Origin of the sequence: Marinobacter salinisoli, assembly GCF_017301335.1 — a bacterium.
Classification (GTDB): Bacteria; Pseudomonadota; Gammaproteobacteria; order Pseudomonadales; family Oleiphilaceae; genus Marinobacter; species Marinobacter salinisoli.
The window spans coordinates 1,532,695-1,558,737 of record NZ_CP071247.1 but is presented as its reverse complement, the minus strand read 5'-3'; the positions used below and the strand labels follow the sequence as shown (position 1 = coordinate 1,558,737).

21 protein-coding genes are annotated in these 26,043 nt (G+C 56.7%); 5 read left to right on the top strand and 16 right to left on the bottom strand.

Annotation, left to right across the window (positions count from 1 at the left end; all coding sequences use genetic code 11):
* Window positions 1–11: 11 nt before the first annotated feature.
* Window positions 12–503 (bottom strand): acetolactate synthase small subunit, encoded by a 492-nt coding sequence (ilvN, locus tag LPB19_RS07055; RefSeq protein WP_206645365.1) that lies wholly within the window; start codon window positions 501–503, stop codon window positions 12–14.
* 2 nt (window positions 504–505) lie between these two features.
* On the bottom strand, window positions 506–2,224 hold the full coding sequence (locus LPB19_RS07050; RefSeq protein WP_206645364.1) for an acetolactate synthase 3 large subunit: 1,719 nt from the start codon (window positions 2,222–2,224) through the stop codon (window positions 506–508).
* A gap of 520 nt (window positions 2,225–2,744) precedes the next feature.
* Here LPB19_RS07050 and LPB19_RS07045 point away from each other — a divergent pair.
* The gene (locus LPB19_RS07045; protein WP_206645363.1) at window positions 2,745–3,218 is read left to right on the top strand and encodes a DUF4124 domain-containing protein; all 474 of its coding nucleotides are present in this window, start codon (window positions 2,745–2,747) and stop codon (window positions 3,216–3,218) included.
* 70 nt (window positions 3,219–3,288) lie between these two features.
* On the opposite strand, the gene clpB is transcribed toward LPB19_RS07045, so the two are convergent.
* The 3 genes from clpB to rluD form a co-directional block, all read right to left on the bottom strand.
* The gene (gene clpB / locus LPB19_RS07040; RefSeq protein ID WP_206645362.1) at window positions 3,289–5,865 is read right to left on the bottom strand and encodes an ATP-dependent chaperone ClpB; all 2,577 of its coding nucleotides are present in this window, start codon (window positions 5,863–5,865) and stop codon (window positions 3,289–3,291) included.
* Window positions 5,866–6,030: 165 nt separating this feature from the next.
* Window positions 6,031–6,783 carry a peptidoglycan editing factor PgeF gene (pgeF, locus tag LPB19_RS07035; protein WP_323127909.1) on the bottom strand — a complete coding sequence of 251 codons (753 nt, stop codon included), beginning with the start codon at window positions 6,781–6,783 and terminating at the stop codon, window positions 6,031–6,033.
* Window positions 6,770–7,747 (bottom strand): 23S rRNA pseudouridine(1911/1915/1917) synthase RluD, encoded by a 978-nt coding sequence (rluD, locus tag LPB19_RS07030; protein ID WP_206645361.1) that lies wholly within the window; start codon window positions 7,745–7,747, stop codon window positions 6,770–6,772. The genes pgeF and rluD overlap by 14 nt, the downstream gene beginning before the upstream one ends.
* 128 nt (window positions 7,748–7,875) lie before the next feature.
* Here rluD and LPB19_RS07025 point away from each other — a divergent pair, with 128 nt between their 5' ends.
* Window positions 7,876–8,709, top strand: coding sequence for an outer membrane protein assembly factor BamD (locus tag LPB19_RS07025; protein WP_206645360.1), 834 nt, complete (start codon window positions 7,876–7,878; stop codon window positions 8,707–8,709).
* Between the two features lie 19 nt (window positions 8,710–8,728).
* Here LPB19_RS07025 and LPB19_RS07020 read toward each other — a convergent pair whose 3' ends face one another.
* Entirely contained in the window at window positions 8,729–10,393 is a 1,665-nt protein-coding gene (locus LPB19_RS07020; RefSeq protein WP_206645359.1) for an NAD+ synthase, read from the bottom strand.
* 92 nt (window positions 10,394–10,485) lie between these two features.
* Here LPB19_RS07020 and LPB19_RS07015 point away from each other — a divergent pair, with 92 nt between their 5' ends.
* The 3 genes from LPB19_RS07015 (at window position 10,486) to LPB19_RS17195 (ending at window position 14,263) form a co-directional block, all read left to right on the top strand.
* Complete coding sequence (locus tag LPB19_RS07015) at window positions 10,486–12,129, top strand: sensor histidine kinase (RefSeq protein WP_206645358.1); 1,644 nt, start codon at window positions 10,486–10,488, stop codon at window positions 12,127–12,129.
* 56 nt (window positions 12,130–12,185) lie between these two features.
* Window positions 12,186–13,571: a sigma-54-dependent transcriptional regulator gene (locus LPB19_RS07010; RefSeq protein ID WP_206645357.1), complete on the top strand. Its 1,386-nt coding sequence runs from the start codon at window positions 12,186–12,188 to the stop codon at window positions 13,569–13,571.
* Between the two features lie 107 nt (window positions 13,572–13,678).
* Window positions 13,679–14,263, top strand: coding sequence for a GspH/FimT family pseudopilin (locus tag LPB19_RS17195; protein ID WP_407943942.1), 585 nt, complete (start codon window positions 13,679–13,681; stop codon window positions 14,261–14,263).
* A 7-nt stretch (window positions 14,264–14,270) separates the two neighbouring features.
* Here LPB19_RS17195 and LPB19_RS07000 read toward each other — a convergent pair whose 3' ends face one another.
* From LPB19_RS07000 to ileS, 10 genes are all read right to left on the bottom strand, one after another.
* The gene (locus tag LPB19_RS07000; protein ID WP_323127908.1) at window positions 14,271–14,756 is read right to left on the bottom strand and encodes a type IV pilin protein; all 486 of its coding nucleotides are present in this window, start codon (window positions 14,754–14,756) and stop codon (window positions 14,271–14,273) included.
* A gap of 20 nt (window positions 14,757–14,776) precedes the next feature.
* Entirely contained in the window at window positions 14,777–18,370 is a 3,594-nt protein-coding gene (locus LPB19_RS06995) for a pilus assembly protein (RefSeq protein WP_206645355.1), read from the bottom strand.
* Window positions 18,371–18,391: 21 nt separating this feature from the next.
* Complete coding sequence (locus tag LPB19_RS06990) at window positions 18,392–18,958, bottom strand: pilus assembly PilX family protein (protein ID WP_206645354.1); 567 nt, start codon at window positions 18,956–18,958, stop codon at window positions 18,392–18,394.
* Entirely contained in the window at window positions 18,955–20,073 is a 1,119-nt protein-coding gene (locus tag LPB19_RS06985; protein ID WP_206645353.1) for a PilW family protein, read from the bottom strand. Before LPB19_RS06985 ends, LPB19_RS06990 begins: the two co-directional genes overlap by 4 nt.
* Complete coding sequence (gene pilV / locus LPB19_RS06980) at window positions 20,070–20,507, bottom strand: type IV pilus modification protein PilV (protein WP_206645352.1); 438 nt, start codon at window positions 20,505–20,507, stop codon at window positions 20,070–20,072. The genes LPB19_RS06985 and pilV overlap by 4 nt, the downstream gene beginning before the upstream one ends.
* Window positions 20,498–20,989: a GspH/FimT family pseudopilin gene (locus tag LPB19_RS06975; protein WP_206645351.1), complete on the bottom strand. Its 492-nt coding sequence runs from the start codon at window positions 20,987–20,989 to the stop codon at window positions 20,498–20,500. The genes pilV and LPB19_RS06975 overlap by 10 nt, the downstream gene beginning before the upstream one ends.
* A gap of 210 nt (window positions 20,990–21,199) precedes the next feature.
* Window positions 21,200–22,153, bottom strand: coding sequence for a 4-hydroxy-3-methylbut-2-enyl diphosphate reductase (ispH, locus tag LPB19_RS06970; RefSeq protein ID WP_206645350.1), 954 nt, complete (start codon window positions 22,151–22,153; stop codon window positions 21,200–21,202).
* A gap of 38 nt (window positions 22,154–22,191) precedes the next feature.
* Window positions 22,192–22,644: an FKBP-type peptidyl-prolyl cis-trans isomerase gene (fkpB, locus tag LPB19_RS06965; RefSeq protein WP_206645349.1), complete on the bottom strand. Its 453-nt coding sequence runs from the start codon at window positions 22,642–22,644 to the stop codon at window positions 22,192–22,194.
* Window positions 22,641–23,180: a signal peptidase II gene (gene lspA / locus LPB19_RS06960; protein WP_206645348.1), complete on the bottom strand. Its 540-nt coding sequence runs from the start codon at window positions 23,178–23,180 to the stop codon at window positions 22,641–22,643. The genes fkpB and lspA overlap by 4 nt, the downstream gene beginning before the upstream one ends.
* Window positions 23,180–25,999, bottom strand: coding sequence for an isoleucine--tRNA ligase (ileS, locus tag LPB19_RS06955; protein WP_206645347.1), 2,820 nt, complete (start codon window positions 25,997–25,999; stop codon window positions 23,180–23,182). Before ileS ends, lspA begins: the two co-directional genes overlap by 1 nt.
* Window positions 26,000–26,043: the final 44 nt, after the last annotated feature.

The window sequence follows — 26,043 nt, the reverse complement described above, 5'->3', positions numbered from 1 at the left end:
TTTGCAACTGGTTAAAGGCTAAGCACTTTCTCGCCGCGCGCGATGCCAGAAACCCCAGTTCTCACCACTTCCAGAACGCCAGAGGTGCCGACCGCCTGAATGAAACCATCCAGTTTTTCGCTGTCGCCCGCCAGCTGCACGGTGTACACCGAGCTGGTGACGTCAACGATCTGACCCCGGAAGATATCCACGGTGCGCTTGATCTCCGCACGCTGGGAGCCGGTGGCCTTGAGCTTGATCAGCATCAGTTCCCGCTCGATATGAGCGCCTTCAGTCAGGTCGACCAGCTTAACCACTTCAATCAACTTGTTCAGCTGCTTGGTGATCTGTTCGATAACCTTGTCGGAACCGGTTGTGGTCACGGTCAGCCGGGACAGAGTTTCGTCTTCTGTCGGAGCTACCGTCAGGGTTTCAATGTTGTAGTTGCGCTGGGAGAACAGCCCCACTACTCGGGACAGCGCACCTGGCTCGTTTTCCAGCAAGACAGAAATGATTCGACGCATGATCACACCCTCTCCGTCTTGCTGAGCCACATGTCTTTCATCGAGCCGCGCGCTACCTGCATCGGGTAGACGTGTTCAAACCGGTCTACGTAGATGTCCACGAACACCAGGTCGTCCTTCATGGCCAACACTTCCTTCAGCTTCGACTCCAGATCAGCCTTGCTATCAATCCGCACGCCCTTGTGCCCGTAGGCCTCTGCCAACTTGATGAAATCCGGCAGGGATTCCATATAGGACTGCGAATGGCGGGACTCGTAATTCATGTCCTGCCACTGCTTCACCATACCCAGGGCCTGGTTATTGAGGTTGATGATCTTCACCGGGAGATTGTACTGCTTGCAGGTGGACAGCTCCTGAATGTTCATCTGGATACTGCCTTCACCGGTGATGCACAAAACCTCGTCGTCCGGGTGAGTCAGCTTGACCCCCATGGCCGCTGGCAGGCCAAAGCCCATGGTGCCCAGGCCACCGGAGTTGATCCAGCGGTTAGGCTTGTCGAACTTGTAGTACTGCGCCGCGAACATCTGATGCTGGCCAACATCGGAGGTGACGAACGCCTCACCGTTGGTGAGCCTGTGCAGGGTTTCGATCACCTCTTGCGGCTTGATGACATCGTCACTGGTTTCGTAACGCATGCCGTGGAAGGCACGCCATTCACCAATCTGCTTCCACCAGGCAGCCAACGCGTCCGCATCGGGCTTCTGCTTGGCTTCTTTCACCAGCGACAGCATTTCCTTCAGAACCGCATCAACCGGCCCCACAATGGGCACGTCCGCTTCTACGGTCTTGGAAATCGACGCCGGATCAATATCGACATGAATGATGCGGGCACCGGGACAGAACTTCTCGGTGGCATTGGTCACCCGGTCATCAAAGCGTGCACCGACCGCCAGGATAAGATCGGAATGGTGCATCGCCATGTTGGCCTCGTACGTGCCGTGCATACCGAGCCAGCCCAGGTGCTGTTTGTCGCTGGCCGGATAACAGCCAATGCCCATCAGGGTATTGGTGATCGGGTATCCGAGCATGCGAACCAGCTCAGTCAGCTGATCGGATGCCTTGCCCAGAATCACGCCACCACCGGCGTAGATGATCGGCCGGCGCGCCGCCAGCAGCATGTCCACGGCCTTCTTGATCTGGCCTGCATGGCCACGAATGGCCGGGTTGTACGAACGCAGCTTAACCTTTTTGGGATAAGCGTATTCATAACGCTCGTTGGGCGTGGTCATATCCTTGGGGATGTCCACAACAACAGGGCCAGGACGGCCGGTTGCCGCAATGTAGTAGGCCTTGCGGATCACTTCCGGAATCTCTTCAGGATGACGCACGCTGAGGTTGTGTTTCACCACCGGACGAGAGACACCGATCATATCGGTTTCCTGGAAAGCGTCTTCACCGATCAAAGTGGATGCCACCTGACCACACAGGACCACCATGGGGATGGAGTCCATGAACGCTGTCGCGATACCGGTAATAGTGTTGGTGGCTCCAGGGCCGGAGGTAACCAGAACGGTTCCTGGCTTGCCGGTTGCCCGAGCATAGCCGTCCGCCATATGAACCGCCGACTGCTCATGCCGCACCAGGATGTGTTTGACCTTGTCCTGCCTGAACAGCGCATCATAGATATGAAGTGCCGCACCACCCGGATAGCCGTATACGTATTCAATGCCTTCGTCCTGCAACGAACGGATCAACATATCGGCGCCAGACAATAACTCCACAGTTTTCTACCCTCTTCTAATTGTGAATGATCCGGACTCCTGCCCGGCTGCCTGGATTCACGGTTTCCTTGCTTCTTGTGAAAGCGGAACCGAATGCTCCTCCACACCCTGATCAGAGGTTGTCTCCTGGCCAGCCGCCCTCCTGAGGGTTGCGGAGAACGACCAATCAACGGGTTGCATGTCAGCAACAACCACCCTGCGACATCAAGCGCAGAGCGTTCGGTGTGGTGTGTGATGGGGGATACTTGCTCGGGATTGCCTGCCGTATTGACCCCAGTCCTCAGGCAAACGGTAATTCTGACAGCGGGAAACTCCCTGTCAATAGGTCAGTTAGCTTTGATTGGCCGGGAAAACGATAGCCCGGCCACACACAGAAACAAAACCAGAACAGAGTTTTGAAACAGATTAAAGAAATCCGACGTCGTGAATGGCATGATAGCAATCAGAAATTGCAGAACAGGACCCGGCCTTTCAGCTTCAAACCTGAACCGGGAGCAGTAACCACCGAGTGGATGTACCCATGAACAAAAAGATTCTGACGCTGGCGACCCTGCTGGCCATTGCACCGGGCATTTCAATGAGCGCATCAGTTTACAAGTGGACTGATGAAAATGGGGTAACGCACTTCGGGGACCGGCAGCCCACCGGCAAGTCAGCGGAACGCCTGAATGTCCGCGCCGGGGTTCCCGCCAGCGCTGCCAGCAAGAAGGCCAGTCCGCAGGAGCGGCTGACGGAGATGGAGAAAGAAAAGGAAAAGGAATCCCTCACCGCCCGGGAGCGCGCGGAAATGGAAGCGCGTGAGAAACAACGTGTCGCGAACTGCGAAACGGCGCGTACCAACCTGAAGGTGATTGACAGCAACGCCCGAGTTCATGTCGAAGAAGATGGTGAGCGTCGCTACCTGTCACCGGAAGAGATTGCCGAACAGCGCCAGAAGTTCCAGCAGGTCGCCAACGAGAATTGTGGCCCGGCACAGGCGACAGCGGCCAATTAACAGGCGGTTGAGTAAGTAAAGCGGGGCATCCGAATCGGATACCCCGCTTACGTTTTACGCTTTTACGCTTTTACGCTTTTACGAACTCCAGAGCGTGATCCTTGACGGTGCCGCGAATCGTATCACCGGACACAAACGCGCCCTGCAGCAATTGCTGGGCCAGCGGGTTCTCGATCAGCCGCTGAATGGCACGCTTCAAAGGACGCGCGCCGTACACCGGGTCGTACCCGACCTCGGCCAGAAACTCCATCGCCGCATCGTCCAGTTCCAAAGCAATATCCTGCTCCTTCAAGCGCTTGCTCAGCGATTCGATCTGAATCCGGGCGATACCCTGAATCTGGTTTTCCGCCAGCGGATGGAAGACCACCACTTCATCAACCCGGTTGATAAATTCCGGACGAAAGTGCGTTCCGACCACTTCCATCACCGCGTTCTTCATTGACTCGTAGTTTTCCTCACCCGCCTTTAGCTGAATGATGTCCGAGCCCAGGTTGGAGGTCATGACGATCACCGTATTCCGGAAGTCCACGGTGCGGCCCTGACCATCGGTCAGGCGGCCGTCTTCCAGCACCTGCAACAGAATATTGAAGACATCCGGATGAGCCTTCTCCACTTCGTCCAGCAGCAACACCGAGTAAGGCCGACGACGCACGGCCTCCGTCAGGTACCCCCCCTCCTCGTAGCCGACATAGCCCGGGGGAGCACCGATCAGGCGGGCCACCGAGTGCTTCTCCATGAATTCGGACATATCGATCCGAACCATGGCTTCTTCCGTGTCGAACAAGAATGAGGCCAGAGATTTGCACAGCTCGGTTTTACCCACACCAGTCGGGCCAAGGAACAGAAACGAGCCGTTCGGCCGGTTCGGATCGGACAGCCCCGCGCGCGACCGGCGCACCGCATTGGCAACCGCTTCTACGGCTTCATCCTGGCCGATGACCCGCTCATGCAGCGCTTCTTCCATCCGCATCAACTTGTCCCGCTCACCTTCCAGCATCTTGGACACGGGAATGCCGGTCCACTTGGAAACGATTTCCGCGATTTCCTCATCGGTAACCCGATTACGCAGCAGCTTCATTTCCATCATTTCTGCCTGGCTGGCCATATCCAACTGACGCTCCAGCTCCGGAATCTGGCCATACTGCAGCTCTGACATGCGGCCAAGATCACCCGAGCGGCGGGCGTTCTCCAGATCTATCCGGGCCTGCTCCAACTGACTCTTGATCTTCTGGGAGCCGTGCAGCGCGGCCTTTTCGGTGTTCCAGATCTCCTCCAAGTCTGCGTATTCTCGCTCGGTACCAGCGATCACGCCCGACAGTTCATCAAGGCGTTTCTTGGAGGCTGCATCGGTCTCCTTCTTCAGCGCTTCACGCTCGATCTTGAGCTGAATCAGTCGACGCTCGAGCCGATCCAGCGCTTCCGGCTTGGAGTCCATTTCCATCCGGATCTGACTGGCCGCTTCGTCTACCAGGTCGATGGCCTTATCGGGCAACTGCCGATCGGCGATGTAGCGGTGGGACAGTTTGGCGGCAGCAATAATGGCACCGTCAGTCACTTCCACCCCGTGGTGGACTTCATAGCGCTCTTTCAAGCCTCGGAGGATGGCAATGGTGTCTTCCTCGTTCGGCTCACTCACCAGCACCTTCTGGAAACGACGCTCCAGGGCCGCATCCTTCTCTATGTTCTCGCGGTACTCATCCAGCGTGGTGGCGCCCACACAGTGCAGTTCACCCCGTGCCAGTGCCGGCTTGAGCATATTGCCCGCATCCATGGAGCCTTCGGCTTTACCGGCACCGACCATGGTGTGGATTTCGTCGATGAACAGGATGATCTGACCTTCCTGCTTGGCCAGCTCGTTCAATACCGCCTTCAGGCGCTCTTCAAACTCACCGCGGAATTTCGCCCCGGCAATCAGGGACCCCATGTCCAGCGACAGGACCTTTTTATCTTTCAGGCCTTCCGGCACCTCGCCATTCACGATGCGCTGCGCCAGCCCTTCAACGATCGCGGTCTTCCCGACACCGGGTTCGCCGATCAGGACCGGGTTGTTCTTGCGACGACGCTGAAGCACCTGAATGGTCCGACGAATTTCATCGTCCCGACCAATCACCGGGTCAAGTTTGCCGGATTCGGCCCGTTCGGTGAGATCAATGGTGTACTTCGACAACGCCTGCCGGCTTTCCTCCGCACCGGGATCGCTCACCGACTCGCCGCCACGCACCTCGTCGATGGCCTTTTCCAGAGCAGCCTTATCCAGCCCCTGCTCCTTCAGCACCCGACCGAGCGTACCCCGATCATCCAGCGCCGCCAGCAGCATCAGTTCGCTCGAGATGAACTGATCCTTGCGCTTCTGGGCCAGCTTGTCTGCAATATTGAACAAACGCCCCATGTCGTTCGACATCGCGACGTCGCCGGCAGATCCCTTGACCTCCGGTAAATTTTCAAGCTCCCGGGCCACGGCCTGACGGACACGGCCGGGCTCACAACCCGCTTGTTTCAGCAGCGGCTTGATGGAGCTGCCTTCCTGATCCAGTAACGCCTGCATCAAATGCAACGGCTCGATAAAGTTGTGGTCCTTGCCCACCGCGAGGGACTGGGCGTCGGCTAACGCCGTCTGTAAGCGGCTGGTCAACTTGTCAATTCTCATAGACTTCTATCCCCAATTCAGTTGCCTGGGTGCTGGTACCATGCGCCAGCAACACCGGCTTGCTTTGAAATTAAATGTAGGGGCGAGCGGAGCGACTTCAAGCAGGCACCGGATCAGGCTGCTGAAAAATTGATCGACATCATACTCTTGGCGAGCGGCTTTTTATCAGGCGAGCCAGATCAGGCTGGCCATGCGGCCGGTCTGGCCGTCTCTTCGATAGGAATAAAACCGGGCAGGATCGGAAACAGTGCAGCAGGGCGCGCCATGTATTGATTCGACTCCCAGGCTGGTCAACCGGATCCGGGCCAGCTGGTAAAGGTCCGCCATGAAATGGCCAGGCCGGGCAGCACTGGGATGGAAAGCCACGTCAGCGAGAGGATTTGTAGCCAGAAAGGCATCGCGGACTTCCGGGCCGACTTCGAACCGGTCAGGCCCGATAGCCGGCCCCAGCCAGGCCATAAGCTCATCGGGTGAAGCCTGAAATCGGCCAACCACCTGATCCAGAACACCATCACACAGGCCCCGCCACCCGGCATGAGCGGCGGCCACCTGTGTGCCACGGCGATCACAGAACAACACCGGCAGGCAGTCTGCCGTCATAATGGCACACACTGCCCCGGGTACCGAAGTCATCGAGGCGTCGGCGGATGGCGCCACTCCCTTGCAGGGCAGCTCAACCACATCGGTGCCGTGCACCTGATTCAGCCAACCAATCGCTGGGGCATCCACCCCCAGGGCCGATGCCAGGCGCTGACGGTTGTGCTCAACGTCAGAAGGCGCATCGCCCACGTGCAAGGCAAGATTGAGCGACTGCCAGGGCGGCCGACTCATACCCCCGTCGCGGGTCGTGCTGAAGGCCCGCACCCGGGAGGGGGCCGGCCAGTCAGGAACGACCAAGGGAAGCTCAGTAGGCATCATTGGCCAAGTCTTCAACGTGCTTGCGCAGAGCCTTAAGCAACACCTGCATATCCTCTGGCATGGGCACCTCCCAGGACAGGATTTCGCCGGTTTCCGGATGCTCCAGGGTGAGCTGCCGGGCATGCAAGGCCTGTCGGTTGAAGGCCGCCAGAGCTTCCCTCAACTCCTCAGTGGTGCCTTTTGGCAAACGCAGGCGACCGCCATAGAGAGGATCGCCCACCAGGGGGTGTTTCACGTGCGCCATGTGGACACGAATCTGATGGGTTCGACCACTTTCGAGCTTGCACCGCACATGGGTATGGGCGGCAAAGCGTTCGGCCAGACGGTAATGCGTCACCGCCGGTTTGCCGGAGGCCACCACCGCCATTTTTTTACGTTCGCGTGGGTGGCGGCCGATGGGCGCATCCACGGTGGCGCCTCCGGTCAGAGCCCCCACCACGACGGCATCATACTCCCGGCCCATGGTACGCGTTTGCAGCTGATCCACCAGCGAGGTGTGGGCCACCAGACTGCGCGCCGCCACCATGATCCCCGAAGTATCTTTATCGAGCCTGTGCACAATGCCTGCGCGGGGCAGGTTTTCCACTTCCGGCGCATAGTTCAGCAATGCGTTCACCAGGGTTCCGGCGGCATGCCCGGCGGCGGGATGAACCACCAGGCCGGCCGGTTTATTGATCACCAGCAGGTGCTCGTCCTCGTACACGATGTCGAGGGTGATGTCCTCGGCCTCCCAGCTGACCTGCACTTCCGGCTCGGCATCCAGTTCGATGTGGTCATCAAGCATGACCTTGTCTCGCGGCTTACGGGTCTGGCCATTGACGGTCAGCGCACCGCTCTTGATCCAGTTTTGCAGCCGGGACCGTGAGTGCTCGGGCATGAGTTCGGCTGCGGCCTGGTCCAGGCGACGGTCGCTCAGTTCCGGTGGCACCACAAAACTGGCAGTTATTCGGTTTTCAGATGACATTGAGCCCCCAGGGCCGATGTGGTTTTCGGAAGATTGTTTCAAAAGGAATGCACACTCTGCACATCCGGCGACATCCCCGCTACAATGACGTCTCTTTTGAACTTATCAACATTATACGGGATTCCGGCATGAGATCAGTTGTCCGTTCACTGCTACTGGCCACCATGGTGATTCTGGTCAGTGCCTGCGCTTCCAACCAACAGGAAGAAGTGCTGCCGGAAAAGACGTACTACGAAAACGCCCGTGAAGCGATGAACTCGGGCAATTTCAACGAGGCAGAGGAAAATCTGAACGCGCTGGAGACCTACTACCCGTTCGGCCGTTACGCCGAGCAGGCGCAGCTCGATCTGATCTTCGCCCGCTACCAGAACCTGGATCTGGAGGGTTCCCGGGCTGCCGCGGATCGTTTCCTGCGCCTGAACCCTCAGAGCGATCACGCGGATTACGCGCTCTACATGCGCGGGCTGGCGTCCTACAATCTCGACATTGGCCTGGCCGCGCGTTATTTCCCGGTGGATGTCGGCGCCCGCGACCCGGGCGAACAGCGCCAGGCCTTCCGTGATTTTTCGGAACTGCTCAACCGCTACCCCGAGAGCGAATACGTGGCCGATGCCCGGCAGCGGATGGTCGCCATCCGCAACCGGATGGCTGAACTGGAGATCTTCGCGGCGCGTTATTACGTCAAGCGGAATGCTTACGTAGCGGCGAACAATCGTGCCCGGTATGTCGTGGAAAACTTCCCGACAACGCCATCGGTTGAAGAGGCGCTGGTCATCATGGCCGAAACCTTCCGGGCGCTGGAGTTGCCCAAGGATTCACAGGATGCGGTGGCGCTGCTGAAGAAGAATTTCCCGGACAGCAACGCTTTCAACCAGCGGGGCGAATTCCAAGCCAACCTGCTAAACGCGGAAAGCCGTTCGCTGTCGAATGTGGTGACCTTTGGACTGATCGGCGACGACTGAGTCGTCGCCCGGCTTCGATTTACTTGCCGCTCTTCCAGCCATTGGTGATGGGATAGCGGCGATCCTTGCCGAACCCCCGCTCGGTAATCCGCACCCCGATAGGCGCCTGCCGGCGCTTGTACTCATTCACATCCACCAGCCGTATCACCCGCTCCACATCCGCTCGATCAAAGCCCTCGGCGACAATCGCATCGGCGCTGCAGTCCCGCTCGACATACCGGTTCAGAATCTGGTCCAGCACGTCATAGCCCGGCAGGCTGTCCTCATCTTTCTGGTCGGGTGCCAGCTCCGCCGATGGCGGGCGGGTAATGACCCGCTCCGGAATCACCGCAGACACGGTGTTGCGGTAGCGGGCTAACTGGAACACGAGGGTCTTGGGCACATCCTTGAGCACGTCAAAACCTCCGGCCATATCGCCGTAGAGCGTGGAATACCCCACCGCCATTTCACTCTTGTTGCCGGTGGTGAGCACCAGCGAGCCGAACTTGTTCGACAACGACATCAACAACACGCCGCGAAGCCGGGCCTGCAGGTTTTCTTCCGTGGTATCCGGCCGAGTGCCTTCGAACGGTTGCTCGAGGGCGGCCATAAAGGCATCGTACATGGGCTCGATGGAGAATACATCGTAGCGCACATCCAGTGCCTTGGCCTCGGCCTCGGCATCTTCCAGGCTCATGCTGGAGGTATATCGGAAGGGCATCATCACGGCCCGCACACGCTCTTTACCCAGGGCATCAACGGCAACCGCCAGAGTGACCGCGGAATCGATTCCTCCGGACAACCCAAGCACTACGGACTTGAATCCGTTTTTGTTGACGTAATCCCTGACGCCCATCACCAAGGCACTGTAGACCTTGGCCTCCAGACTCTGCGCCTCCGGAAGCGGTTGCGAGATAGGCTGGCAGTGATGCTCGAACAAGAAATCAACCGGGAACAGTCCCTCGGCAAATTGCGGCGCTTCAACCGCCAGCGCGCCGGAGTGGTCGTACACCATGGAGCCGCCGTCAAACACCAGCTCATCCTGGCCGCCCACCAGGTTCAGGTAAACAATGCTCACCATGTTTTCCCGCGCCTTGCGTTCCAGCAAAGCCTGACGGCGCTCCTGCTTGTCGACATCGAAAGGCGAGGCATTGATGTTTAGAATCAACCGGGCACCGGAAGCCGCGGCGTCCTCTACCGGGCCCTCACGCCAGATATCTTCGCAGACGGTGATGCCAATAGGCACACCGCGAATATCCATCACAACCACATCGCGACCATCGGCGAAGTAGCGCTTTTCATCAAAGACCTGGTAATTGGGCGGAAAACGCTTGAAATAACGCCCGGTGATTGCGCCGCCTTCAATTACCAGCGCCGCGTTATAGAGCAGCGCTCCCTCCCGGACCGGGGCGCCAAGCACGATCGCCGGCCCCAAGCCTGCCGCCTGAATGCGCTCAAGCGCCTCTCGAATGCGAACATCCAGGCTTGGACGCAGCAAAAGATCCTCGGGCGGATAGCCCGTCAGACATAATTCCGGGAACACCACGATGTCGGCCTGGTGCTCACTCTCTGCACGGCGGACTGTGTCAATCACCAGGCCCGCATTACCGGGGATATCCCCCACCAGAAAGTCCTGCTGTGCCATCACCACCCGCAGCTTTCCGGGGGCTGTCGGTGAAGGTTTTCGGGTCCCGGACGTGGACATAAATCGGCTCCTGTAACTCATTGCCACTAAAAGGCTATTATAACCCCGCGAGAGCGAGGATTTCTTCCAACAAACAGCGGACTTCCAACCCGATGGCAGTTGATAAACCGTCCCAGAACGTCCCCGGGCTTATACAACCGGCAATGCCCCAGCAGATCAAACTGTTCCGCATCTACAACCACTACCGCCTTGTGGTCAGCATCATGCTGCTGGCACTGCTGCTGATTGATCCGTCCAGCTTCGAGACCCGGTTCCGGCTTCTTGATTATTACCTGACGGGAGCAGCCGGCTACCTGGCGCTGAACGCGTTCATTGCGCTGATTATTCTGGCAGGTATGCAGCCGAGCCGCAGACACATCATTCTGTCCATTCTGCTCGACATTCTGGTCATCCACTGGCTGCTGTTCACCAGCACGGGCATCACCAACGGTCTGGCCAACCTGGTGATCATTTCGGTCGCCGCCGGAAACATCCTGACGCCCAGCCGGGTGGGCACCTTCTATGCCGCGCTCGCAGCGCTCTGCTCGCTGGGCATTTCAGTCTGGGCCATGCTGGTGCTCAATGCCTCGGTCGATGACCTGGTCCGCGCCGGCTCGCTGGGCATTCTGTACTTCGCCGCCGCGTTTTCGCTGCAGTATATTTCACGGCGCATGATGCGCAGCGAGGCGCTGGCCACCAGCCGGGCCAGAAGCCTGGCAGAACTGGAACAGATCAACCAACAGATTATCCAGCGCATGCGCACGGGGATTCTGGTGCTCGACCGCTCTGGCCATATTCGCCTGGCAAACGCGGCCGCAGAAGAGCTGCTGTTTGGTGCGCCGTTCAGCACCAACCGGCCCCAAGAGCCTGACCGAGCCCTGCCCCCTGCGCTGAAGCAAGGCTTTGAGGCCTGGATGCACGACCCCGGGCAACGGATTGAGCCCTTTCAACCGTTCCCAACGTCTCCGCTCCTCCAGGCCAACTTCACGCAACTGGACGTCAGCAGTCAGGACCATATTCTGGTGTTTGTTGAAGATATGGGGAAAGTGACTCAGCAGGCCCAGCAGATGAAGCTGGCGTCACTGGGCCGCCTGACCGCCGGCATCGCCCACGAGATCCGCAACCCGCTCGGTGCTATCAGCCACGCAGCCCAGTTACTCGAAGAATCACCCATGCTTTCGCAAGGTGACCATCGTATGCTCGACATCATCCGCCGACATTCACGGCGGGTGAACGGCATTATCGAGAACGTCCTCGACCTGTCCCGACGACAGGTCGCCCAGACCGACCAGATCGATCTCCCGAACTGGCTACCGGAATTTGTCTCCGACTATCAACAAACTCAGGAAGGCGAACGCGCGGCCGCTTCGGTAACGCTGACCTTCGACACTAACCTTCCACCGGCGCGTTTCGACAAAAGCCAGTTTGAGCAGGTAATGATCAACCTGTGCGACAACGGGCTGCGATACAGCCACCAGCAGACCGGCCACTATTCCGTTCGCATCCACGCCGGCACCACGGCAGATGGCGAACGAAGCTATGTGGATGTCCGCGACGAAGGGCCCGGCATCCCGGACGTGCACCGCAGTTCGATCTTCGAGCCGTTCTTCACCACCGACAAGAGCGGAACCGGCCTTGGGCTTTATCTGGCACGGGAACTGTGCGAGTCTAATCAGGCCCATTTATCCCTGCTGGATGATGGCCAGCCTGGCTGCTGTTTTCGCATCACGTTTGCCCACCCCGGCCGCCTGATTTAACGGTAGACTTGGAAATGATTGCGTCTGAATTTCGACCAGGAACCAACACCAAAACAATGACCACGCCCCCGTCCGCACTGATTATTGATGACGAACCGGACATCCGGGATCTGCTGGAAATTACCCTTACGCGAATGGGTATCGAGGTGACGACGGCAGCAGACCTGTCACAGGCCTACGCGGCGCTGAAACATCAGACCTTTGATCTGTGCCTGACGGACATGAACCTGCCGGATGGCAATGGCATAGAGCTGGTTCAGTGGATACAGGAACAGGCGCCGGCCACACCCGTTGCAGTGATAACCGCCTACGGCAGCATGGACACGGCCATTGAATCCCTCAAGGCTGGCGCCTTCGATTTCGTCTCGAAGCCGGTGGAACTGCCCCGGCTGCGTGAACTGGTTAACAGTGCATTGAAGCTCGCCTCCCCGCATCCGGAACAACCCGCGACGGAAGGCGATCCGGGGCTGATCCTGGGTAACTCTGCCCACATTCGCAAACTCCGAAGCCAGACCCGAAAGCTCGCACGAAGTCAGGCTCCGGTGTTCATCAGCGGTGAATCCGGCAGCGGTAAAGAACTGGTCGCCCGCACCATTCATCTGCAGGGCCCTCGAAGCGATGGCCCCTTCATCGCGGTAAACTGCGGCGCCATCCCCTCGGAACTGATGGAAAGCGAGTTCTTCGGCCACAAAAAAGGCAGTTTCACCGGCGCGGTGGAGAACAAAGACGGCCTGTTCCGCTCAGCCAACGGCGGTACGCTGTTCCTCGACGAAGTGGCGGATCTGCCGCTCGCTATGCAGGTGAAGCTGTTGCGGGCCATTCAGGAAAAAGCCGTGCGCCCGGTGGGCGAAACCAAAGAAGTTCCGGTCGATATCCGTGTGCTGAGTGCTACCCACAAGAACCTGGCCGAACTGGTGCAGGAAGGTCTGTTCAGACAGGACCTGTTCTACCGAATTAACGTCATTGAACTGGCCGTGCCGCCTCTGCGTGAACGCAGCGACGATATCCCACTGCTGGCCAACCACATCCTGAACCGCATCGCGCGCGAATACGAGTGCTCAGCTGCCCGACTCACCGCAGCAGCGCTGGAGCGCCTGCAAGGCTATGCCTTTCCCGGCAACGTGCGTGAACTGGAAAACGCACTGGAACGCGCGTTCACCCTGTGTGACGACGACACCATTGACGCCGGCGACCTGCAACTGGGCAACGGCAAGCAACCCCCGGTTCCGGGATTGACGCCCGGCGAGCGCCAGCCGCTGGCAGCAGATATGACCATCCCCGAAGGCGACATTGACCTCGAAGGATACCTGGAAACGATCGAACGCCAGACCATCGAAAAGGCCCTGGAAGCAACGCGATGGAACAAAACGGCGGCTGCCAAGAAGCTGGGAATCACCTTTCGGGCGCTGCGCTATCGGCTGAAAAAACTGGGCATGGAGTAATCGGAAAACGCGTTGAGTCAACGATTCGCCGGCCGCCGGACTAGCTGATCAGCCCGCTACTACGCTAATATCCGCGGTAGCGCAGGAAGCGCCGTAAAACCTCATGTATGTCAAACGGAGTTTCAAGGATGAAACACCCTAACTTTTCTGCGGGCTTCACGCTCGTCGAGCTTGTATTAACGCTGGCTATTTTGGCCATTATCACAGTCTACGCGCTTCCCTCAATGGAACGCTTGGTTAAAAAAGGCCGACAACATTCCTCAGTGAGTGAGCTGATCGCCCTCATTAACCTAGCCCGAAACACGGCTATAACAGAGAGAGTCTCAGTGACCCTATGCCCGATAACGGCCAACAACAAGTGCGGGTCAGATTGGACCGAGCCCTTGGTTGTATTCAGAGATCCTCTTCGCACCAAAACCATTTCAGATACAGACCAGATCATCCGAATTCTGGCTCTCCCAGCCTCAGGCTCATTACAGGGAAATACCGGAATCAGAAACTACTTCCGTTTTCGGCCAACCGGGCTCGCGAAAGAAGCCATCGGTAATATCGTCTGGTGCCCGTCAGACGGGGACACCAGATACGCTTCGCAAATCAGAATTAATATGGGCGGAAGGCCATTAATCTCTCCAGATACCGACGGAGATGGCATCCCGAACGGAGCTAATGGCTTGCCGATTACATGTAGCTAAACGAGTATCATTTGGACCAGGTATCTTCTCCGGTACCTATCGCACCGGAATTATCCTGGTCCCATCCCCTGATGCCATTTGAGCGCAACTCAATCAACCCATCCCCAGCCTGTGGCCCACCTGCAATAGGCACTGCGCGCAACTGGAAACTGTTAGCGGTCAAATTATAAATTCGCAGGTTGTACACCGCAGTTCCATCACGAGGTGACGTACTGTGGTAAACCGAGGAATCCGGCGCGGTCAACGTTGTGGTGATCGCTGCCGTGCCTCCATCTGCACCGATGTAGCTGTTATTTTGGGTGTAATATCGTTCCATTGCGTTCGCAAAGGATACCAGATCGCCCTGTACATCTGCCCTCCGGGCATTTTTGACGTGGTCGAGATAACTTGGGTAGGCAACTGCAGCAATGATCCCGATGATCGCAACCACGATCATCAGCTCAATCAGCGTAAAACCAGACTGGCCCATCACGTTTTTATTACGTATTGCCATGGCACTCATACCTTTATTGATTATTCTTCAAAAACTTCTCTCCAGCCGGAGCGTCCGAGCTTCTTTCCATTACCAAGGTTGGTCTTAACTTGGCTGAGATCGCCCTTTGAACCCTGCAGGTATAGGTTGTCACCCAACATGTTTTTGCCAAGGACAAGGGTTCCCAGCTTCATACCTGCGATAACCGGGTCGTCTGAATCGACCTTGCCGTCTTTGTTGGCGTCAAGGACTTCGGTATCGGGTGTAATCCCATCAAACTTGAGAACCATGATCCAGCTTTGACCACCGAAGTCACAGGCATTGGAAGTCGGAACGATGGTATTAAACACGACATGGCCATCCCGTACCATCAGGTTTGTCGCGACTCGCTCACCAGCCTCTGTAGTGATATCAAAATCAACCAGCCAGCCCTTTTTCGCAGTCTCGGAGGTGTCGGTCCAATCGATAGAATCCCCCCCAACATTTCGGACTGCGCGCGCCCTGTCATTCCCTTCCGCGTCGGTCCACGAGAAGTCTGTCTGAGTAATGGACCGTGTAGCCAACTGCGATCGAGCCACCGTTGTACCGGTATCCCAAATCCCGTAAAAACTCTGCACGGCTTTACTGGCAGGATCAGTCGGGCTGATGTATCGACCGGTCCCCAAAAACACGAGGAGATTAGGTTCGTCCCCCTGGGTATTGAAGGCATTTCGACTCATGATCGGAGCGACTGTTATAGGCTGCCGGTTCCCATCACTATCTGTCGCAACAAACAGAGGAGCCGCGACCGCACTTGCCCCTTTACCTGAGCTGTAAGCACTAGCCCAAGATGACTTTCCGTCTGTCAAATCAATAGCCCAAAGGTTTCCGTCGAGGTCCCCGGCGTAGACACGGTCAGCCACACCATCGGTCACCATGTTGTCAGACTCATCTTTGTAATCGACGATGCGGGCCGGCGACAGGCCTTCTCCGTCCGCATCCAATTCTATAAACACATAATCCGTGCCTTCGATCCAGCCGTTCTGACCGCCTTGGATATCCAGAACGAACAATCCTGATTTGCCGTTATCACTGTTATAACCGTTAGAGAATACTGCACTCCAGCGATAATCGTTATTTGCCCACTTAACCATTGTAATTAACGGGGGCTCAGTGATGTAACCAAGGTCCGGATGGGAAAACTCCCACATCACCAGATTCGCAGCAGCCGTTGAAGTCCTGTCAAAGCGTGCCGGATTGGTCACATCAAGGGCAAAAATGCCTCGGCCGCCTGACCGCATCCCCCCTAGCAGAATGGTTTTCCATCCGGCGCCGCTCCCAGTCGCGCTACCGATATATACATCGGCTACGGTGGGCGACAAGTCCACATAATGACGATGCTTGTAGGCCGGATCCGTAAGATAGTGAAGCCCCTGTTTTTCCTCACTTGAGAATGCAAAGCTCGGAATGTAGGCCATCACCTCTGCACCGGTATCCGCGTTGAATCCGTGAAGCATGCCATCGTTGGCTCCAGCGTATACAACCTGTGTGCGATTCGTTTTATTCTGTTTGAAGTATGAATACCGTCCTTGAGCAGTATTCACACCGAAAGGATCTCGATCCGGCCAGCCACTGGCAGGCTTACCAACAAAGACCGGCGAGGAATTAATGACATCGCCAAGCGGCGTCGACCGCTTGCGGAATAGCGTGGTTTCTTTCGTTTGGTCACCGCGAATATAGGCCAGGCGGTCCTGCCCTAAGTTATCGTCACTTGTGCCGTTGAGGTCATCGATCTGAGCCGAAGACAAGTTACCCCACTGAAACAGGACCCCTCCGTTGTTATTAGTTACGATGAACCGCTCAGACGTAGCCTGTGTTTTCAACGTTTCCGCTGCATCCCAGAGTTTGGCGCCAATCGCCCCGTTTGTGGAATCCAGGCTCCGCGCGGCAATAGAACCAGACCAGTCCGCGGCGCTGAACGACGCCGTGTAAACTTCGCTGCCCTGCTCCAAAGTGGCCGTATTAAAAGTGACGTTAGTCGCACTGCCAGTCGAACGGATAATATCCTGAATCGCGGCCGTAATTGACTTCCGCAGTTCGTCTACGTTGGATGCGTTGTAAAACTCTCCACGCCCGTTGACGGCGGCATGCAGAAGATCATCAACCTGATCTTCATCCCAGTCTGTAACCTGTTCGAGCTTACTCCAGTCAGGAGGAGTGTCATAAACGTCCTGGACACTGGAATACCCATTACCAACGAACTCTTCACCAGCCGCACCAAACCCCACAGTGTAGGTATTCATATGGAGGTTGCTGTTGCAGTCGACGCTCGCGTCATAAGACGCGTCGGTTGACTCAACTCGCTTTTCTACCAGAGGATCATATCCTGGATCGCCAGGCTGCTTGTAACACCCTTCAGGCAAACGAACCTTGCCCGCGTCGTACTTGGTGGCGCGCAGTCGGGTGCTGTAATACTTCATGGCAACGTCGGCCAAAGTATTGGAAGCCGTGTCCGCGTAGGGGGAACCTGACTCTCCGTCCGCATTGCCAATGCCCGAGACAGCGCTGTCGTTAAAACCATCGGTAAATAGGAGCGTGAAATTTTTCTGGCACTCGGCAGTAATCAGATTAGCGTTAGTATCGAACTGATTACCCGCGTGATTCAACGTAGCCCGAAGGGGAGTCCCACCCCCGGAGTACGTGCTGCCAAACCGCTTGTAAGTATCCTCAAGGAAGTCCTTCTTTTCGGTATCCAGATCCTCCATCGGAATATCCCGAAGATTATGGATCCAGAATGTCCCTACACGGATTCCGTAAAGCCCATCCAGAGATTCAGCAATCGCCGCCCGGGTTGTATGATGCAAACGACGATAGTAGGAAAACCAGTTTGCAAAATTCTGCATTTCCGGTGTTCCCGCCGAAAGTTCAGTCTTTTTGAGGCAACTATCGTCAGGACCAAAGCCGTCAACACCATCCCCAAAACTAAAAGTACTCGAAGAGTTGGCGAGTGAGGTCAACCACGCCTCGTAGACACCCGTAACGTTATCCGAGCAGCTATACGCGGCGCCGTTTCGTGTATAGGTGCCGGTATCAGTTTTTTCAAAGTACGTTGCTGGATAAAACGAATTGTTATCTGAATCCGTTGTGTTGGTCGTCAGATCGAGTGTTTTGCTCGATGCTGAAGTGGGCTCGTATTTGGCAGCCTGCGCGGAAGCATTGGAAAAGGTCAGCGTAGTGGAGTCTGGCCAGGGATTATAAGTAGAGTCAGGGTTGTAATAAGCGGCGTTGTAATCTGATGATCGAAGGTAATAGTAAGCCGGTACAAAGGGAACTTGTCCTTCAGCTTGACCTGTATTGCCAAGCCAGCCGCCAATATTGCTGTCTGACTTTTCTCCGACATTAAACAGATATCGATATTTTTTGGTTTTACAATCAAGACCGAGGGCATTACAAACGGGAACACCGTCATACAGTTCGCTTACGATCTCAAAATCCATCGAACCCGAGTCGTCCACCGCGTAAACCAGGTTGGGCTTAACCGATCCGGACACAAAAATCGGAACATCCCCGAACGGAACTTCCGCGTAACTGGCAGCTGGCAAACATATAAAAAGCCCAGCCAGAACATGACATGCTCTTTGGTACCACTCTTTCATCACACTCGCTCCTGCCAGGACTTAAAAGTCGCGCCGATAGTATTCTTCTAGAATTCGTTGACCCGCACCTGTAGCGCCTGTGCCCTTTGCAATAATGCGAAACGCCTTGGCCACCGAAGCGCCAGTCTCATGGGTATAATTGGTCACATTTATATCGGAGAAAGCACCACCAATACTGAGCTGAGCATCTCCGATGTATTCCACGATGTAACGCGGGGACTCGGGGAATAACGGGGCACCACCAACCGTTGGGACTGTGACAGTGACGGATTTATTTCCCGCCCACTCATCGGGGTCAAAAATTTCCACACCACGGGGGGCATCGCCAATATCGTAAAAGCCATCAATGGCGTTAAAGCCGGACGGACTGGCCAGAGCATCAATGGCTCTCTCCGCCTCTCGCAAGGCAAGTTCTGCCCCCTCCATCGCCATATAACCTTCCCGGTGGGCTGACACCATCCGCTCTTGCATACTACTGTTCTGCATGCTGGAAACAGCAAGCAAACTCAGAATTAGAAGAATCAACAAACTGGTGAGCAAAGCCGCACCTTGTTGACGTTTTTTCGTTATTGCGGTACTCGCCATCATTGTTGTTCAACCCTCAAAATCCGGTTTCTAATGGTAGCGGTGGTTGTGTAGACCCGATAAAGGTGACGCGAGTCCGCGCCAACTTTTGTCTCAACATCATAGTTAGGACCCGCTGAGCAATCAGCCCAGGACGGATAACAAAGCTCCATCGGCTCATCGACAATATTGTTTTCAGGGGAGCGAGCCAGAAGGGACATTTCGACCGCGACCACATCTTCTGCGGCTGAAGAAGTCAGCGCGTTAAGCCCGTCGATGTTTGTCCATTGCGTAACCTTTCCGTTAGACAGCCCTGAATCGATGCCCACTCGAATCTGCAGGTCCCAGACACCATCCATGATTTCCTGAGCGGCATCACTTCCATCTTTGCGGAAAAGGGCGCGGCGCCCGCTCGCATCAGCCGCCAAATAGAACTGATAAAAATAAGGGGTGAAAATTTGAGCCGCGCTATCGTATTGCTTCGAAAGACAGTTCACTGCCCCACCCGGGCAATTGTTATCAACAACAACATCGACGCCCTCTCGCGGCTTTCCGTTACCAGGCACTACGGAGCCACCGGTGTTGTGGTTGATACCCGGATTTGCACCACTTTGTAGCCCCGTCACTTGAAAAATATCCCCAGCAATACAATCGCTGATCAGCAGAATATCGGACTCCTCAAGACCATTGACGGTATTGACCTTGAGATTCGCGGACGAGTTTGGCATTTCTTCGGTAATCTCAATGCCACCAGCACCACCCACTCCTCTAAGGAACAGTGCATCTGTACCCGATAAACCCAGCGCTGTGCCATCGCTTTGATACGCCATGAACCCTTCGCTGTAGCTAAACAACGCCTCGGACGCTTGGTATGCAGGGTGATTTTCATCGAGCTTATTCGCTACGTTATCCCGGGGAATGCAACCCCAGTAGTCAGCATTGCGGACAGAACGGTTCAGAAACTCGGTCGTCATGCGAGCCGTTTCCTGCAGACGCATGCTAGCTTCAGTAACGGTAAAGGATTTCGAGTTACTTACAAAAATCTGCGCAAGACCAGCAGTCAGAATCAGCCCCAGGGTCATGGCGACCATCAACTCAACAATCGAGAGGCCCTGCTGCCTCTTGAAGCTCAACATCATCTCAGCCTCACGAAAAGCGTGTAACTTTGGGCTACGGCATCATTCCCTAAATCCCTTTCCGTCCAATCAACCGTTATTTCCGCAACGGTACTGTTTGCCCCCTCAGTGACGTCCACAGTAGATTCCGCACTTGGGATACTGTTCACCAGTCGGTTGTGCCAAGCCGCGAGCCTGCTGTCGCAACCGGTGCAGGTAGCCGCCTTGTTTTTATCAAACACGGTCACTTCCTCAATTTCCGACCGCATAATTTCAGACAAGTCGTAAGCGTGCATGGTCACAAGTGAGCGTAATGCTGAGTTATTGGTTTGCTTGAGGGAAAGCGCCTGCACGCCCGCGACGCCGAGCAAGCCAATGGCCAAAATAATCATCGCAACCAATACTTCAATCATGGTGAAGCCACTCTCAGAGTTGACGTCAATCTGCCTTAACTGCATGTCTTTTCCTCTGCCCGAATCCGTCCACCCAATGTTACGGCGATGCTACTTCCTTGCTCACCAGCCCGAGAGTCGCACACATCAATCGTCACGGCCGCAGAAGCTCTTAAAAGCCCCGCACCGGAAAAACCGAAATTGGATGTTGAAGAGATAGAGACGTCACCGGGCGCAGACGTTGTTTGGCGCAGCACTTCCGACGAGTCCATTTCGGTATCAGCGTCAGCATCCACCCATACACTGACTCCGTTGGCCCAGTCAGAGCCATCGGCAGGGCTAACAACAACGATACGGCCCGTTTTCACCGCTTCGTTTCTGGCATAGTTGAGCAGCCCGACAATATCATTGGAGGCGCTGGCCAAACGGCTGTTGGCAACCATAGAGCTGAACGACGGCACCGTGATTGACGCGACAATAGCTACGATGGCCATCGTAATCATGAGCTCGACGAGAGTGAACCCGAGAGTTCTTTTCATATAAGACATGGGGAGACTTCCAAAATGACCTAGCGTTAACCTAAAGCGCTGGACAAATCGACTCCACAGCCGTCAGACGAGCGGTCGCTCAGGTGGGATAAGCGGATGGAAACACTATAATTTTGAGATCGGCTTCACGATCTTTCGAATGAGAAAATTCATTTCCAGTGGCACGGGGAGGGGGGGGACCTTCAGTCCTCCCACCGACAGTTTGAGCAATCAGGACAGTTCAACCACGTCGATTCGCAACTCTTTCGGCATCGAGAACACGATATTCTCCTCGCGGCCAGACACTTCCTCGGGCGCTTCACCACCGAGCTCGCGAAGGCGGTGAACGACGTCATTCACCAGCACTTCCGGGGCGGAAGCGCCGGCGGTCACGCCAATTGAGGTTTTGCCGTCCAGCCAGGCCGGATCAATCTGAGAGGCGTCGTCGATCAGGTGAGCCGGCGTGCCCATGCGCTCTGCGAGTTCGCGGAGTCGATTGGAGTTGGAACTGTTGGGGGATCCAACCACCAGCATCAGGTCGCAGTCGCCCGCCAACTGCTTGACCGCGTCCTGCCGGTTCTGGGTGGCGTAGCAGATGTCATCCTTGCGGGGCCCCTGAATCTCCGGGAACTTGGCGCGCAGGGCTTCAATCACCCGGGCGGTGTCGTCCATCGACAGGGTGGTCTGGGTGACGTAAGCAAGGCGGCCGGGATCACGCACTTCCAGCGTAGCCACATCCTGCTCGTTCTCCACCAGGTAAATGTCGCCACCATTGCTGTGGTCATACTGTCCCATGGTGCCCTCAACTTCGGGGTGACCATGGTGACCGATCAGGATACATTCACGGCCATCGCGACTATAGCGCATGACTTCCATGTGCACCTTGGTGACCAGCGGGCAGGTCGCGTCAAACACTTTCAATCCACGCTGGGCGGCTTCATTCTGAACAGCCTGGGATACACCGTGGGCGCTGAAAATGACCAGCGTGTCGTCCGGTACCTCATGCAGCTCGTCTACGAAGATAGCCCCGCGATTGCGCAGGTTATCGACCACGAATTTGTTGTGGACCACTTCGTGACGCACGTAGATGGGAGCGCCGAACACATCCAGGGCACGGTTGACGATTTCGATGGCGCGATCAACGCCGGCGCAAAAGCCACGGGGATTGGCGAGTCGAATCTGCATGCTGGTATCCCGCTGATAATCGATGGGAGAATGTGAACTCAGTGAGTCGGTTTCGCTGGTTCGACGTCGAGTATTTCGACTTCGAACGTCAGTGTACGCCCGGCCAGCGGATGATTGAAGTCCACTTCTACCTCATCGCCTTCCACGCGCACCACCACACCGGGCAGCTCGCTCTGGCTGGCGTCGGCAAAGGAAATCACCACACCCGGTTCCAGCACCATGTCGGCACTGAACTCGTGCCGTTTGAAGGTCTGCAGGTTGTTCGGATTACGCTGGCCGAACGCCTTCTCCGGTGGCACCTCGAAGGTGTCGTGGTCGCCGGCCGTCATATTCATCAACAGGCTCTCGAAGCTCTCCGGCAGATTGCCGTCACCGATCTCAAGCGTGGCGGGCTCTTTGTCAAAGGTGGAGTCAATGACGTCACCGTCATCCATACGCAGGGAAAAATGCAGTTTTACCCGGGTGCCCTTGTCTACAGGAAGCTCTTTCATTGCGACTGTTCGCTCCTTTGCGCATCCCCGCCGTCTTCGCGGTCGGAGTTACGAAACATGTCGAGAATCATCATGGCAGCGCCGATGGTGATGGCGGTGTCGGCAAAGTTAAACGCCGGGAAATGCCAGTCACGCCAGTAGAAATGCAGAAAGTCGACTACATAACCGTGCACCACACGGTCATACACATTCCCCAGTGCACCACCAAGGATGAGTACGATAGCGACGGCCATCCAGGTTTCGTGACGTTTCAGGCCTTTCAGCCAGTACACCAGCACACAGCTGACACCCAGCGCCAAAACCACAAAAAACCAGCGCTGCCAGCCATCGGCCTGGGCCAGAAAACTGAACGCTGCGCCGGTGTTATGCAGCAGCGTCAGATTGAACATGGGAAAGACCGGCACCGGCGTGGCGTAGGTCAGCATCGCCGAGGCCATCGCTTTGGTGCCGAGATCCACGACAATCACCAGCGCCGCCAGCCACAGCCACTTCAGTTTGTTTCCAGTCACCTGATCTTCAGTCATTACGGCATCCATCAGGCGAACGAGCGAGCCTCACCCGGCCCCTCAATGTTGGTCACGCAGCGGCTACACAGATCCTTGTATTTGGCATTGCGGCCCACGTCCTCGCGGTGGTGCCAGCAGCGCTCGCACTTGTCGTGCGAAGCCGGGGCAACTGCGACTCTCAGGCCTTCGTAACCGGTCAGTTCTGCATCACCCGCCTCGGAGGCCGGCTTGACGGTCGCCTCGGAGGTAATCAGCACGAAACGCAGCTCGGAGCCCAGATGCTTCAGGTTGGCGGCCAGGTCGCCTTCGCAATACAGGGTGACTTCGGCACTCAGGGAACCCTTGATTTCGCCCCGGCCCCGAGCCTCCTCCAGACACTTGTTGACCGCTTCCTTCACGTTGAAGATCTCGCGCCAGTACTCCCGGCCCAACTCGGCATTATCGGGCAGCTCCTTCAAGCCCTCGTACCAGGTCTCGTAGAACACGGTATCACTGCGCTCGCCGGGCAGGTGCTGCCAGATCTCATCGGCGGTGAAGCTCAGAATCGGCGCAATCCAGCGCACCATGGCTTCAGCGACATGATAAAGCGCGGTCTGACAGGAGCGGCGCGCCAGGCTGTCCGCCGGTGTTGTGTACTGGCGATCCTTGATGATATCGAGGTAGAAACCACCCAGAGTAGCTTCACAGAAGTTGTACACTTTCTGATAGATCCGCAGGAACGCGTAGTTCTCGTAATCTTCCTGCAATTCGTTCTGCAACTGCAGGGTGCGATCCACCATCCAGCGGTCGAGCGCGATCATCTCTTTTGGCGCCACCATGTGCTGCTCCGGATCAAAGCCGGTCAGGTTACTCAGCAAAAAGCGCGCGGTATTACGGATACGACGGTAACCGTCGGCGGTCTGCCGCAGGATGTCCTTGGACACCGTCATCTCACCGCTGTAGTCGGTCGCGGCAACCCACAAACGCAGGATATCCGCACCCAGCTCGTTCATGACTTCCTGGGGCGCAATGACATTCCCCAGGGACTTGGACATTTTGTGCCCCTTGCCGTCTACGGTGAAGCCGTGGGTCAGCACTTGCTTGTAGGGCGCAACGCCGTTCATGGCAATGGACGTCTTCAGGGACGACTGGAACCAGCCACGGTGCTGATCCGAGCCTTCCAGATACATGTCCGCAGGGAACCGGCCCAGCTCCGGCCGTGCCCGAAGGACTGAATCGTGAGTGACCCCGGAATCGAACCAGACATCCAGAGTGTCAGTAACTTTTTCGTACTGGTCCGCGTCATCACCCAGCAGCGTAGCGGCGTCCAGGTCATACCAGACGTCAATGCCGTCGGTTTCGATCTTCTCGGCCACGCGCTCGATCAGACGCTCGGTGTCCGGATGCAAATCCTGCGTCTCCTTGTGAACGAACAAGGTGATCGGAACGCCCCAGGTACGCTGGCGGGAAATACACCAGTCCGGAGACTGCTCGAACATGGCCTCAATACGGTTCTTGCCCCAGGCCGGAACCCAGCGAACGCCCTGAATGGCCTCGAGCGCGTCGGCACGCAGGTATTTCTTGTCCATGCTGATGAACCACTGAGGCGTGGCCCGATAGATCAGCGGCGTTTTGGTCCGCCAGCAATGCGGGTAGCTGTGGCGGAACTTCTCGGAACGCACCAGCTTCCCTTCACGCGCCAGCGCGGCGCATACCGGCTCATCGGCTTTGTAGACGTGAACGCCGGCAAGCTCACCGGCGGCGCTGGTGTAGGTACCATCCGCCTGCACCAGATTCAGCGTATCGATGCCGTAGGCCTTGCCCACTTCAAAGTCTTCCAGACCATGATCGGGGGCGGTATGAACCGCACCGGTACCGGCATCGGTGGAAACGTGGTCGCCCAGAATCACTGGCACCTGCTTGTCGTAGAACGGATGCTGCAGGGCCAGTTTTTCAAGATCAGCACCGGCACAGGTGGCCAGCACTTCGAAATTGTCGACGTCCCAACGGCTCATGATGCCGTCGACCATATCCGCGGCCAGAATCAGGCGCTCAGGGCCATGGCCAACATCGGTCTGCACCAGGGCATACTGAAGTTCAGCGTTCAGGGACACCGCCTGGTTGGCCGGGATGGTCCAGGGGGTGGTGGTCCAGATCACAACGGAGACACTGCCCTCACCTCTATCCGTACCGAATAAGGCCAGCGCCTTGTCTTGATCTGCTGCGGTGAAACGCACGTCGATCTGGGTCGACGTTTTATCCTGATACTCCACCTCGGCCTCTGCCAGTGCAGACTGACCAACGACACTCCAGTAAACCGGCTTGTAACCACGAACAAGGTGACCATTGGCCACGATCTTACCCAGGGCGCGAACGATACCCGCCTCAACCTTCGGATCCATGGTCAGATAGGGCTTGTCCCACTCACCCATCACGCCGAGTCGGATAAAGTCGGCTTTCTGACCTTCAACCTGCTTGGCTGCGTAGTCTCGGCACGCCTGACGGAAGGTTTTGTAGTCCACCTTCACGCCCGCCTTGCCAATTTCCTGCTCCACCTTGTGCTCGATCGGCAGACCGTGGCAATCCCAACCCGGCACGTAGGGCGCATCAAAGCCCATAAAACCACGGGATTTGACGATCATGTCCTTGAGAATCTTGTTGACCGCATGACCGATATGAATACTGCCGTTGGCGTAGGGAGGGCCATCGTGAAGGATAAACTTGTCCCGACCTTCCCGCTGCTTGCGCAGGTTGCCGTAGACATCCAGGTCCTGCCAGCGCTTGAGCATCTCGGGCTCGCGCTTGGCCAGGTTACCGCGCATGGGAAACGCAGTTTCCGGCAGATTCAGGGTATCTTTGTAGTCGCTCATGGTCTCTGTGCGTACTCTTATCAGGTCAATGTCGATCGGTCATC